Genomic DNA, 12,447 nt, shown 5'->3' with positions numbered 1-12,447 from the left:
GCAAGCACCAACGATGGGATTGCGGCCTCTGTAACTTGGTGGAACATTATGCGTCCGGAGGAACAATCATGGACGATATCCGGTTTGGACGCGCGCATATCAACGGCGTCGATATTCACTATGCGGAAGCAGGCGCCCCCGACGCGCCACCGGTCATGCTGCTGCACGGATTTCCTGAATTCTGGGCCGGATGGCGCGCCCAGATTCCGGCTCTGGTCGCGGCGGGCTTTCGCGTCATCGCGCCGGACCAGCGCGGCTACAATCTGAGCGGAAAGCCGAAGGGCGTCGCCGCCTATGACCTCGACGTTCTGGCGGCCGATGTCGCCGCGCTGGCCGATCATTTCGGCATCGCGCGGCTGAAGCTCGTCGGCCACGACTGGGGCGCCTCGGTCGCCTGGTGGCTCGCGACCGTCATGCCCGAAAGACTCGAACGCCTCGCCATCATCAACGCGCCTCATCCCGCTCTCTGGCTCAAGGCCATGCGCGAGGATCCGAAGCAGAAGCGCAAGAGCTGGTATGTGCAGATGTTCCGTCTGCCATGGCTCCCCGAGGCATTGATGCGGTCACGGAATTACCGGGGCCTTTACGACGGACTCGTCCAATCGAGCCGCCCGGGCACATTTCGCGAGAGCGACTTCGCGGAATATCGCGAAGCCTGGTCACGGCCCGGCGTATTGACGGCCACGGTCAACTGGTATCGCGCCCTTCTCAAGAAGCGCATGCCCGACGCGCTGCCATGGATCAAGACGCCGCTGCTCCTCATCTGGGGTGTCGAGGATCGCTTCGGCGAGAAGAGCGGCGGCGAGGCGAGCCTCGCCCTGTGCGAGAACGGCCGCTCGCTTTTCGTCGAGGGGGCGACGCATTGGGTGCATCACGAGGAGCCGGCGCTGGTCAACGCAGCCCTTATCGACTTCCTGCGCGGTTGATGCCGGATCAGGCGTGGAGAATGCGCCGCACGTCGCGCGCAATCTCCTCGCAGGCCCGCTTCGCCGCCGGCACCGCACCCGTCATCGCCGTGAAGGCGTGGCAGAGATTGTCGTAGCAGCGATAGGTCGTGTTGACGTCGGCCTCGCGCAGCGCCTGCGTGTAGGCGACGCCCTGATCGCGGAGCACGTCGAAACCGGCCGTGATGACGATGGCGGGGCAGAGGTCTTCGAGGTCACCCGATTTCAGCGGCGAGGCCAGAGGGCTTTTCGCATCACCAGGATCGTTCAGGTAATGGCCGATGAACCACTGCATGATCTCGCGCGTCAGCGGATAGACATCCGCGCAGCTTTCCCAGGAGCCGCCCTGCCACCCCATATCCGTCACCGGATAGATGAGGAGCTGCAACACGGGCTCTTCCTCGCCCGTGCGGTTCGTCTCCTGTGCGACAACCGCGGAAAGATAGCCGCCCGCGCTGTCACCGCCGACCGCGATGCGCCGCGTCATGCCGAGCGTTTCGGCGTTGTCGCGAGCGTAGCGGTAGGCCGCCAGCGCATCCTCGACGGCCGCCGGAAATTTATGCTCCGGCGCGAGACGGTAATCGACCGAGAGCACCACGCATTCGCCGATTTCGGCGAGCATCGCGCAGAAGGTGTCGCAGGTATCGAGATCGCCGATGACGCAGCCGCCGAAGTGATAGAAGACGAGGCCAGGAAGCGGTCCGCCCGCATTGCGCGGCGTATAGAGACGCGCGCCGAGCGGGCCGCCGGGACCGGGTATCGTGATCGTCTCGACGATGACCTGCGCGCTGCGCGTTCCATCGAGAAGCTTCAGCCCCTGCGCTGTCGCGGCGCGGGCCGTCACCGGATCGAGGGTTGTGATCGAGGGAGCCTTGGCGCCCTGCACCGCAAGAAACTGCGCACGCGCATCGAGCGTGCGGCCGTCGATCGTCAGCGGCTTGCCGCCCGCCATGGCAACGAGCGCGCCGTCGGGCAGCTTCAGCAAGGTCCGCACGATCAGCTTCTGGATGCTCACGAGCCCCTCCCCTTTTGCCTGTCGTCTATTTCGGCTTCACATCCGTCTTGACCGGCAAGGCGTGAAAGCCATGCAGCACGAGCGTGGTTGCGAAATCGGCCGCCTCCTTCGCATCGAGTTCGGGCCGCTTGATCATGCGGTCGCCGATCTCCATGGCGATGCCGACCACGGCGGCCATCAGATATTCGGAGTCGACCGGCGGCACATTGCCGTCACGAATATCTTCTTCGATATATTCGCGAATTTCCTCGAAGCCCGCGATCATTTCCGGTGTGTCCATGCGGACGCGCAGCGATGCCGGATTGCGCCGGATGATCTGGAAGGTCATGCGGTCGGAGGCGAGATAGTCGAAATAGGTGCGGAAGGCGTTGCGGATGAATTCCTCGAAATTGCGCGAGCGAATGCGATCCGCCTTCAGGCGCGGACGGATGCGGCGCATGCCGTCATCCATGAGGGCCTCGAAGACCTCTTCCTTGCTCTTGTAATAATTATAGAAGGTGCCGGAAGCGAGGCCGGTCTTGCGGATGATGTCGCGGACGGTCGTCGCGCCATAGCCGAGTTCGGCAAAGACTTCGCGAGCCGCATTCAATATGGACTCGCGGTTGTTGAGCTTGGTCTGCTCACGCTTGCCGATGGGTTTTACGGAATGCATGAACGCCCCGTCCTGGCTGCCATGTGGCGCCGTCTCCTTCAGGTCGATCATGAGCGAACCAGGGCCCTCATACAGGCGAACGCAGACATCATTTCTCCCAAGGGCGCGAAGGCGCGCCGATTCCTCTTTCACCCTAATCTAGCCGAAAGCGCCGCAAGGTCAATTTGAACAAGTGTCACCATGAAGAAAACCCTTTCCAATTCAATGACTTGCTGAAATACGCAACGGAAGGGGCCGGATTTGTCCCATAGGTGTCGCATCTGGAGCGGGCAATCGGCGGCTCGACGACGCGCCGGCAATCGCCCGAGCGAACAGAAACGTATCCGGGCCGCTCGGTATTGAGCATCGTCAATGGGCGATGCGGGCGTTAGGATCGGCGATCCCTGCTTTGTGAACTTGTTCCGGGAAGTACATGTCTGCCGAATTCAAGATGACGCCAGAGACGATGATGGCGCTGAAGGAGATGCTTATTCAGCATGTCCCGCATATGCGCGCCCTCGGCGTCGAAATCATCGATGCCGCGCCCGCCCAGGCATGGCTCCGCGTGCCCTATGACGAGAGGTTCATCGGCAATGTCGAGACCGGCGTCATTCATGGCGGCGTGATCACCACCGTGCTCGACAATACGTGCGGCATGGCGGTGCAACTCGCCATGGACGAGCCGCAGGCCATCGCGACGCTCGATCTCCGCATCGACTACATGAAGCCGGCGACGCCGGGCCTTGCGCTCACGACCCATGCACATTGCTACAAGACGACACGCAACATCGCCTTCGTGCGCGGTACCGCCTATCACACCGACATAGACGATCCGATCGCCTCCTGCGTCGGCACCTTCATGATCGGCGCCAACCGCACCGTGCCGACCAGCGTGGCCGCCGCAAAGGCCTTCATGGCAAAGCAGAAGAAGGAAGGCTGAGCCATGACCGACGCGAAAACGCCGCGCGACCTCAACGCTTTCATCGAAGGCATTCCCTATGCCCGCTTCCTCGGCATCAGTGTCGACCAGAAGGGCAATGAAATCACCACCGTGATGAAGTTCGACCAGAAGCTCATCGGCAATCCGATGCTGCCGGCGCTTCATGGCGGCGTGATCGGCGCATTCCTTGAGATGACGGCCATCATCCAGCTTGCCTATGAAACGGGAAGCGCCGCGATCCCAAAGCCTATCGGCATCACCATCGACTATCTGCGCTCCGGCAAACCGGTCGACACCTATGCCCGCGCGCATATCACCAAGCAGGGCCGCCGCGTCGCCACCGTGCAAGTGGAGGCCTGGCAGGAAGATCGTTCGAAGCCCATCGCGGCAACGCATGGGCACTTTCTTCTGAAAACCGGCGAGGAAGCCGAGTCCTGACATGACGACGGACGAAAACCCGCCGTCGCAGCGCGTAACCCATGGGCGCGTCCTGCGGCTGGCGGGGCCGATCGTTCTTTCCAACATCTCGACGCCGCTTCTCGGCATTGCCGACATGGCGGTCATCGGCCGCATTCCGAACCCGTCGGCGCTCGGCGCCATCGCGCTCGGCGGCACGATCTTCAATTTCGTCTATTGGGGCTTCGGCTTTCTGCGCATGGGAACGACGGGCCTCACCGCCCAGGCGCTCGGCGCGAAGAATGCGCATGAAGTCAGCGCCAATCTCGGTCGCGCTCTTCTGGTCGCCGTCGCAATCGGACTATCGCTCATCCTGCTGCAAGGGCCGATTGGTCTTGCCGCCTTCGCGCTGCTGAAGGGTAGCGCTGAGGTGCAGGCGCAAGCGCATGATTTCTTCGCCATCCGCATCTGGAGCGCGCCGTTCACGCTTGCCAATTTCGCAATCCTTGGATGGTTCATCGGCCGGCAGAAGGCGAATACCGCGCTGCTGCTGCAGGTCTTCATGAACGGCGTCAATATTGCGCTTAACGTCACCTTCGTCGCCGTGTTCGGCTGGGCCGTGAAGGGCGTCGCAACAGGCACCGTCATCGCCGAAATCGCGGCCGCCCTGCTCGGCGTGGCGCTTGCGGCCCGCGATCTCAAGACCGTCGGATGGTATTGGGAATGGCCGCGCCTCCTCGACCCCGACAAGCTCGGGCGCATGATTGCCGTCAACCGCGACATCATGATCCGCACCTTCTGCCTGATCTTCGCCTTCGCCTTTTTCACATCGCAAGGCGCGCGCTCCGGCGACGTGCTGCTCGCCGCCAATGCCGTGCTTGGCCAGTTCATCGCCGTGTCGGCCTTTCTGCTCGACGCATTCGGCTTTGCCGCGGAAGCTCTGGTCGGCCAATCGGTCGGCGCGCGTGACCGCGCGACGCTCGACCGGGCGGTGAAACTCACCTCGCTCTGGGCAGGCGGCGCGGCCTTGGCACTCACGCTCGGACTGCTCGCGGCCGGGCCGTTTCTCATCGACATGCTGACGACGTCGGCGCCGGTGCGCGAAGCAGCGAGAACCTACCTGCCATGGGCGGCCGCGGCACCCTTCGCCGCGGTCTGGTGCTTCCTGCTCGACGGCATTTTCATCGGGGCGACGCGATCGGTCGAAATGCGCAATGCCATGGCGCTTTCGCTCGGCGTCTTCCTCGCCGCCTGGTGGCTGCTCGCAACTCCTTACGGCAACCACGGGCTCTGGGCGGCGCTCATCATCTTCTATCTCGCACGCGGGATAACGCTGCTACGCCTTTACCCCTCGGTCGCCCGCTCGATCAGCCTCAAAGGCCACTGAAGAGATCGAGCACATCTTCCGGCGGACGGCCGAGCTTCGCGCGCGCCCCGAAGATGACCACGGGCCGTTCGATCAGGATCGGATTTTCGGCCATCGCCGCCACGAGTTGATCGTCCGACAGGTTCTCATTCTCGAGACCGAGATCCTTGTAGACCTGTTCGCCCTTGCGCATCAGGTCGCGCGGCTTCATCCGCAGTTTCTGCAGCACCGATCTGATCTCCTCAGCGCTCGGCGGCGTATTCAGATATTCGACGATCTCGGGATCGAGCCCGTGCTGCTCGATCAGCGAGAGGGTCGCACGCGACTTGCTGCAGCGCGGATTGTGCCAGATGACAACTTTTGACATGGACGTTTCCTATCTAGCGTCGAGGCCGACGGCATCGCGCAAATGCTCGATCCCATCCGCCGCGAGCAACAGCGCAAGCTCGCGCTTGATGCGGCTGACGAGCGCGGGACCATCATAGGTCAGTGCGGTGTAAAGCTGGACGAGAGAGGCGCCCGCGCGGATCTTCGCATAGGCATCGGCGCCGCTCGATACACCGCCGACGCCGACGATTGGAATCTTGCCGTCCGTAAGACGGTACATGGTGCGCAAGACTTCCGTCGATAGCGCGAATAGAGGCTGGCCCGAAAGACCGCCTGTCTCCTTCGCGTTGGCACCGGAGACGAGCCCTTCGCGCCGGATCGTCGTATTGGAGACGATGAGGCCGTCGAGCCCCTGCTCCCGCGCGACCTCCGCGATGTCGGCGAGTTCCTCCTCCGTGAGATCCGGCGCTATTTTGAGCAGGATGGGCGTGCGCCCCTTCCTTGCCTTCATCACGCGCGCGACAAGGGTTTCGAGTTCAGCCTTGTTCTGCAGCGCGCGCAGGCCTGGCGTGTTGGGCGAGGAGATGTTGACGGTGAAATAGCTCGCCAGCCCTTCGAAGGCCGCGATGCCTGTCTCGTAATCGGCGACGCGGTCCGCTGCATCCTTGTTGGCGCCGATATTGACGCCGACGACGCCGGGACGCGCGCGACGCGCGAGGAGGCGTCGCTTCAGCGCTGCATGGCCCTCATTGTTGAAGCCGAGACGATTGATGACGGCGCGTTCTTCTGCCAGCCGGAAGATGCGCGGACGCGGATTGCCGGGCTGGGCGCGCGGCGTCACCGTCCCCACTTCCGCAAAGCCGAAGCCGAGCTTCAGCATGGCGTCCGGCACTTCGCCGTTCTTGTCGAAGCCCGCGGCGATGCCGAGCGGATTGGGAAAGTGAAGGCCCCAGAGATCGATGTCGAGCGAGGACGGATTGGGCGCCACGTCGCGCGGCGCGAGCCCGAGCTTCAACCCGAGGATGGTCAGCCGGTGGGCGCGCTCCGGCTCGATGAAGCGAAGCACCGGCCGGACGAGGGGATAAAGGTCCATGAAATCTATTCCATCGGCGGGAAGCGATGTTCGCCGCTCGCGCAAAGCGGCAGCGGCTCGACGCTGCGCACGGCGCTCAGCGGGAGGTTGTCATAAAGATGGGGGAAGAGGGCCCCGCCACGCGACACCTCCCATTTAAGGTCGAGAGCGGTGGTGTCGACGGCGACCAGCAGCAGATCGCTGGCGCCCGCGAAGTGCTTTGCCGCCGTCTCGGGAGCCTGCGCCGCTGTCGAAAAATGGATGAAACCGTCCCTTAGATCGACCGGAGAGCCTTCGAATCGGCCCGACGCCTCGGCGGCGCGCCACTCTGCCTCATGCACGATCTTGTAAACGGTGCGCGCGCCCATATTCCGCCCATCAGCCTCGGTGTTTCGCGCGCGCAATGTACCCAGAGGTACCTCGCGTAACAAGAAAACGCGACATTTTAGTATATATGGACAGACCGGATTTACGTGTCATAATTTGGGTAACTTACAGTTAGTATCGCTTGCTCAGGACTTAGTACCCATATGCCCGCCGCCCTCTCGCACAACCGGCTTTGGGCTGGAATTGATGAACTGGCTCGTCGCAAAGGCCTTTCGGCCTCGGGCCTCGCAAAGGCCGCAGGCCTCGACGCAACCGCATTCAACAAGTCGAAGCGCGTAACGCCTCAAGGCAGACCGCGCTGGCCGAGCACTGAAAGCGTATGGCGCGTCATGCAAGCCACCGGCGTCAGCCTCGGAGAGATAACCTCCCTGATCGAAGGCAACGAGAAGAATCGGCGCGCGCGCCCGATACCGCTTATCGGCTTCGCGGCGGCCAGAACACATGGCCATTTCGACGATATGGGTCTTCCCACCCGAGCCGCATGGGATGAAATGACCTTTCCCGAGCTGGACGACGAACACGCCTATGCGCTGGAAATCACGGGCGACAGCATGGCTCCGGTTTACCGGGACGGAGACATCATCGTCGCCTCACCCGGCGCCTCCATCCGTCGCGGGGACCGCGTGATCGTGAAGACCGCCTCGGGCGAGGTCATGGCAAAAGTGCTGGCGCGGCGCACCGCAAAGACCGTCGAGTTGCAGTCGCTGGTCCCGACGCATGAGCCTCACCTGTTCGCCGCAGAAGAGATCGTCTGGCTCGCCCGAATCATCTGGGCGAGCCAGTAAGACCACCTAGCGCGACGACTTTCCGGTGGTGGCTGCCGGCGCTGCCAGAGGCGACATCTGGTCCTTCATGATGGCCTGTAGCGCGCGGTCGTCATGCGACTCCAACGCAAGCATCATCCGCTCGGCCCTGCGCCAGGCCAGCCGCTGGAAGGCGTCCATGGGGTCCGTCCGGATGGAGGTCTTCAGGACCTGGTAGGCCTCGGCGCGTGGCCACGCGCCACCCATCGCCACAAGCTGCAAGGCATATTGATAGGCGATCGCGGCGTTACCGGGGTCGAGCGCGAGCGCATAATTATAGGCGGCGATCCCCTTGTCGCGGGAAGCCCCATAAAGCACTTCCCCGAACACGCCGCCATCATTCACGATTTCGAGGTTCCAGCCGCCCAGCAGCGCGTTAGCCCATGGATCTGTCGGCGCGAGCTCCAGCGCCTTGTCGATATGCTGGCGCGCCTCTTCCGCATAACCCGAAAAATGGGCGGCAACGCTTCCCTCGATGCGGCCGAGAAAACCCAGCGCCAGCGCAAGATAGAGATGGCCTTCCACATTGCGGGGATCGAGCAGAATGGCGGCGCGAGCGCTTTTCACCGCCTGCCGAAAGTCCTCATGGCTCGCCTCGCCCTGTGCGACAAAGTCGCCTTCGGCAAGCTCCGCCCGCGCCGCAAGCGCCTCGCCCTCCGCCGCGCCCATCTCATGGGCAAGCGTCGCCGCGCGCCGGAAATCGCCTTGTGCAAAGGCCTGACGCGCCGCATCGAGCGGCTCGGCGGCCAAAGCCGGCGACGCCACAAGCAGCATGACCATCAGCGGGAGGCCGACGCGCGAAAAACACATGCGCACATGATCCTTCGAGACGAAGGCCGTGGCAAGGAAAGCCGCCTTTGGGCGGCCTGCCGTGCCAGCATTTACGTGTGCACGCCGCGAGGCTGCGACCGGTTCAGCCTTTGGACAGGTCCTCGCCCGCGAGCGCGCGGCGGATGAGGCCCACCGTTTCCTTCACGCCATAAAGCGCGATGAACGACCCGAATCGCGGCCCCTGCGCCTCGCCGAGCAGGACTTCGTAGAGCGCCTTGAACCAGTCGCGCAGATTTTCGAAGCCGTGCGCCTTGCCCACTGCATAGACGATATTCTGCAATTCCTCGGCAGAGGTTTGCGGGTCGGCCTTCTCCAGCGCATCAACGAGATCTGCAAATGCGATCCTCTCGACCTCGCTCGGCGCACGATAGGTTTTCGACGGCCTCACGAAGGCGTGGAAATAGTTGATCGCGTAGCCGGCCAGCCTGTCGAGTTCCGGGTGCGTCTCCGGCGTCACACCGGAAACGTGACGCGAGATGAAGCCCCAGAGGACGCCCTTGTCATGCGCGTGGGACGCACTGACGAGGTTGAGCAGCAGCGCGAAGGAAACCGGCAGCTCAATCGCAGGCGGATTGCCGCTATGGATGTGCCAGACCGGATTGCCCAGACGTTCCTTCCAGTCCTGACGCGGATAGGCGGCAAGATGCTGGTAGTATTCATCGACAGCACGCGGAATGACGTCGAAGTAGAGCTTCTTGGCCTGACGCGGCCGCTGGAACATATAGAGCGCGAGACTCTCGGTCGGCGCGTAGGTCAGCCACTCATCGATAGTGAGGCCGTTGCCCCTCGACTTGGAGATCTTCTCACCCTTTTCATCAAGGAAGAGCTCATAGACGAAGTGCTGCGGCGGGCGGCCGCCAAGCGCTTCGCAGATACGATCGTAAATTCCCATGTTCGGGCCGTGATCCTTGCCGAACATCTCGAAGTCGACGCCGAGCGCGGCCCAGCGCGCGCCGAAATCCGGCTTCCACTGCAGCTTCACATGGCCCCCGGTCACGGGCAGCGTCGTCTCCTCGCCGTCCTCGTCGTCGAAGACGATGGTCGCATCCGCGACATTCACCTTCTTTATCGGGACGTAGAGCACGCGGCCGGTCTTGGGCGAGATCGGCAGGAAGGGCGAATAGGTCGCGCGCCGTTCCTCGCCGAGCGTCGGCAGCATGATGTCCATGATGGCGTCGTAGCGTTCGGCCACGCGCCTGAGGATCGCGTCGAAGCGGCCCGACTTGTAATACTCGGTCGCGCTCGCGAATTCGTAATCGAAGCCGAACGTGTCGAGGAAGCGCCGCAGCATCGCATTGTTGTGGTCGCCGAACGATGGATATTCGTTCGTGAACGGGTCGGGCACCCGCGTCAGCGGCATGTGCAGATAAGGCTCGAGGAAGGCACGGTCCGGCACATTGTCCGGAATCTTGCGCATCCCATCCATGTCGTCCGAGAAGCACAGGAGGCGCGTCTTCACACCCGGCGCCAGGATTTCGAAGGCATGGCGCACCATGGTCGTGCGTGCGACCTCGCCGAAAGTGCCGATATGCGGCAGGCCGCTCGGTCCGTATCCAGTCTCGAAGAGCACCACGCGATCGGCGGACGCACCCTCTTTTTCCAGCCTTTCCACGATTTTTCGCGCTTCCTCGAAAGGCCAGGCCTTGCTGACGCGGGCGGCTTCGAGGAGTTCGGCATCGTTAATGGCTGGTGTATTCGACGGCATTTTCTGACCTGAAACGAGACTGCTTAATGAATTTTAAAGCGCCGGGACCCTAAGCTTTGGGGGCCCTGCCCGTCAACGCGGCGCATCGAGCGGCACCCCGCGAGTAGTCGACAGAGTAACCGAAGCCAGCGTCATGTCCGAGTTTCAATCCGCCGAAGGCGAGTCAAAGAGCGGCGAGACGGCCAGCTTCACGCCGAAGGGCCCCGCGCGGCGCCGGGCCGACCTGTCGACGCGCATCTTTGCCGAGCAGGTCCGCCTCCTCTTCGACATGGGCGCAACAAGCCGCTACACGCTTTTCGGCGCCATCCTCATCGTCGGTCTTGCCTTTTATCGCTCGGCGCCCATCTGGGCGACTGCCGTGCCCATGGTCATTCAGGCCATTGCGCAGCTTTCCTTCGACCGGGTTCGCGCCGGCTTTCGCGCCGATCCCGAGGCGACGTTCAATGCCCGGCTCTGGGCGCGGCGCTACGCGCTCATCACCCTGATCAGTGGCTCCACATGGGGCATCGGCAGCCTGCTCTGGCTTCCGGGCTCATCCTTCGCATACGAGATTTTCTATGCCCTGCTGGTCGCGCTGCTCAGCATGGCGACAGCGATCTCGCGCGCCAGCTATCCGCCGGCCGTGGCGGCCTATGTCGGCGCGACGGTTACGCCGACGCTTATCCTGCTTCTCCTGTCGGGAGACCCGCTGGGCCTCGCGACCGTGACGCTCGCCTGCATATTCCTGCTGGTGCTCGTCGGCTGGACGCGCCAGGTCAACCGCTCCTTCACGGAAGCGATACGGCTCCGCTTCGAAAACGCGGATCTGGTCGAACGCATGGCCCGGGCCCATTCCGCGACCGAGCAGAAGCGCGCCGACGCGGAGGAAGCGGAACGCCGCGCCATTGCCGCCAGCAGCGCCAAGAGCGAATTCCTTGCCCTTCTCGGCCACGAAGTGCGCACCCCCCTCGACAGTATCTCGCGCATGGCGAGCCAGCTCCGCGACGAGCCCTTGAGCGAGATGCAGCTCAATCTTGCGCAGGCCATGGCTGAATCGAGCCGGATGCTGAGCCGCCTCTTCGACGACATGATCGACTTCTCCCAGATGGAGGCCCGCGCTCTGGAGCTGAAGCCTCTGAGCTTCGATCCGGCAACGCTTGCGCGCAGCGTCGTGCGGCTGATGCGACCCCACGCGAAGGAACGAGGACTCTCTCTCGAACTCGACCTCACGCCCGGAACGCCCGCCTACATGACCACCGACCCCGACCGGCTGCGGCAGGTGCTCGTCAATCTTCTTTCAAACGCAATCAAGTTCACTGAAACGGGCGGTGTGGTCCTCAGGCTTCAGCCTGTGAGCAATGGCGGCAGCGTCGCCGGCCTGCGTTTTTCGGTACTCGACACAGGCGCCGGCCTCACACCTGAAATCAAGGCGCGTCTCTTCGAGAGTTTTGCCCAGGGCGGGTCCGTCGGGCAGGACCGGCCCATGGGCATGGGTCTCGGCCTTGCCATCGCCGATCGCCTCGTGAAGCTCATGGGCGGAAGGATCGGCGTCGACAGCGCGGCAGGTCAGGGAAGCACTTTCTGGTTCCTCCTGCCCATTCGACCGGGAATGAGCCTTCCGGCCACGAACGCCGCCGAGAACGGCGCCCTTCCCGCCTATCCGCGCGAGCTGCTGATCGATCACGACTATCTTTACGAACTCGAGCGGGAGCTTGGGCACGAAAAGATCACCGATCGCATGGTCGCCGCGCTCGACCGAATCCTCGACCTCCAACGCGAAATGGAAGCGGCGCGCTCCTGCAGGAATGCCGACGCCCTTGCCGCCCATTTTGCGGCTATCCAGAAGGAAGCGGGAGAAAGCGGTTTGCCTGCCATCGCAGGCCTGGCGCAGGAAATGGCGCAGGCCATTGGCCGGGGCTTGCACGAGAACGGCCTGCCCGACGTCCAGCGCCTCCAGCACAAGATCGCGGCGACGAGACACGCGCTCGCGCTCGCCTTCCCCAGACTGGGAAGCTGAGGCCTGTCTTTTGCGCGGGGCTGGCTATACTGCC

General features: G+C 63.3%; 13 protein-coding genes. 6 read left to right on the top strand and 7 right to left on the bottom strand.

What is annotated here, in order from left to right:
* Nucleotides 1–68 precede the first annotated feature (68 nt).
* Complete coding sequence (locus ABFC66_RS07915) at nt 69–926, top strand: alpha/beta hydrolase (protein ID WP_346740407.1); 858 nt, start codon at nt 69–71, stop codon at nt 924–926.
* Between the two features lie 7 nt (nt 927–933).
* Here ABFC66_RS07915 and ABFC66_RS07910 read toward each other — a convergent pair whose 3' ends face one another.
* Nucleotides 934–1,959: an alpha/beta hydrolase gene (locus ABFC66_RS07910; protein WP_346740406.1), complete on the bottom strand. Its 1,026-nt coding sequence runs from the start codon at nt 1,957–1,959 to the stop codon at nt 934–936.
* A 25-nt stretch (nt 1,960–1,984) separates the two neighbouring features.
* Complete coding sequence (locus tag ABFC66_RS07905; RefSeq protein ID WP_346740405.1) at nt 1,985–2,611, bottom strand: TetR/AcrR family transcriptional regulator; 627 nt, start codon at nt 2,609–2,611, stop codon at nt 1,985–1,987.
* A 412-nt stretch (nt 2,612–3,023) separates the two neighbouring features.
* Between ABFC66_RS07905 and ABFC66_RS07900 the strand changes: the two genes are divergently transcribed.
* From ABFC66_RS07900 to ABFC66_RS07890, 3 genes are read left to right on the top strand one after another with little or no spacing between them, the layout of a single operon-like run.
* Nucleotides 3,024–3,530 (top strand): PaaI family thioesterase, encoded by a 507-nt coding sequence (locus ABFC66_RS07900; RefSeq protein ID WP_346740404.1) that lies wholly within the window; start codon nt 3,024–3,026, stop codon nt 3,528–3,530.
* Nucleotides 3,531–3,533: 3 nt separating this feature from the next.
* Nucleotides 3,534–3,968 (top strand): PaaI family thioesterase, encoded by a 435-nt coding sequence (locus ABFC66_RS07895; RefSeq protein ID WP_346740403.1) that lies wholly within the window; start codon nt 3,534–3,536, stop codon nt 3,966–3,968.
* A 1-nt stretch (nt 3,969) separates the two neighbouring features.
* Nucleotides 3,970–5,313 (top strand): MATE family efflux transporter, encoded by a 1,344-nt coding sequence (locus ABFC66_RS07890; protein WP_346740402.1) that lies wholly within the window; start codon nt 3,970–3,972, stop codon nt 5,311–5,313.
* On the opposite strand, the gene arsC is transcribed toward ABFC66_RS07890, so the two are convergent.
* The 3 genes from arsC to ABFC66_RS07875 are packed head-to-tail and all read right to left on the bottom strand — an operon-like array spanning nt 5,300 to nt 7,059.
* Entirely contained in the window at nt 5,300–5,659 is a 360-nt protein-coding gene (gene arsC, locus ABFC66_RS07885; protein WP_346740401.1) for an arsenate reductase (glutaredoxin), read from the bottom strand. The genes ABFC66_RS07890 and arsC overlap by 14 nt on opposite strands.
* Before the next feature lie 9 nt (nt 5,660–5,668).
* On the bottom strand, nt 5,669–6,712 hold the full coding sequence (locus ABFC66_RS07880; RefSeq protein WP_346740400.1) for a quinone-dependent dihydroorotate dehydrogenase: 1,044 nt from the start codon (nt 6,710–6,712) through the stop codon (nt 5,669–5,671).
* Nucleotides 6,713–6,717: 5 nt separating this feature from the next.
* Entirely contained in the window at nt 6,718–7,059 is a 342-nt protein-coding gene (locus ABFC66_RS07875; RefSeq protein ID WP_346740399.1) for a DUF952 domain-containing protein, read from the bottom strand.
* A gap of 162 nt (nt 7,060–7,221) precedes the next feature.
* Here ABFC66_RS07875 and ABFC66_RS07870 point away from each other — a divergent pair, with 162 nt between their 5' ends.
* Nucleotides 7,222–7,863 (top strand): helix-turn-helix transcriptional regulator, encoded by a 642-nt coding sequence (locus tag ABFC66_RS07870; protein ID WP_346740398.1) that lies wholly within the window; start codon nt 7,222–7,224, stop codon nt 7,861–7,863.
* A gap of 6 nt (nt 7,864–7,869) precedes the next feature.
* On the opposite strand, the gene ABFC66_RS07865 is transcribed toward ABFC66_RS07870, so the two are convergent.
* Both ABFC66_RS07865 and ABFC66_RS07860 read right to left on the bottom strand, forming a co-directional pair.
* On the bottom strand, nt 7,870–8,691 hold the full coding sequence (locus ABFC66_RS07865) for a hypothetical protein (RefSeq protein ID WP_346740397.1): 822 nt from the start codon (nt 8,689–8,691) through the stop codon (nt 7,870–7,872).
* Between the two features lie 103 nt (nt 8,692–8,794).
* Nucleotides 8,795–10,417, bottom strand: a complete 1,623-nt coding sequence (locus tag ABFC66_RS07860; protein WP_346740396.1) for a lysine--tRNA ligase — start codon at nt 10,415–10,417, stop codon at nt 8,795–8,797.
* Between the two features lie 133 nt (nt 10,418–10,550).
* On the opposite strand from ABFC66_RS07860, the gene ABFC66_RS07855 reads away from it, so the two are divergent.
* A complete protein-coding gene (locus ABFC66_RS07855; RefSeq protein WP_346740395.1) occupies nt 10,551–12,413 on the top strand; it encodes a HAMP domain-containing sensor histidine kinase in 1,863 nt (620 codons plus the stop codon).
* The last annotated feature ends 34 nt before the right edge of the window (nt 12,414–12,447 follow it).

Origin of the sequence: Parvibaculum sp., from assembly GCF_039680535.1 — a bacterium.
Classification (GTDB): domain Bacteria; phylum Pseudomonadota; class Alphaproteobacteria; order Parvibaculales; family Parvibaculaceae; genus Parvibaculum.
Note: the sequence above shows the minus strand (reverse complement) of the source record. Positions and strands in the feature narration are given on the sequence as shown.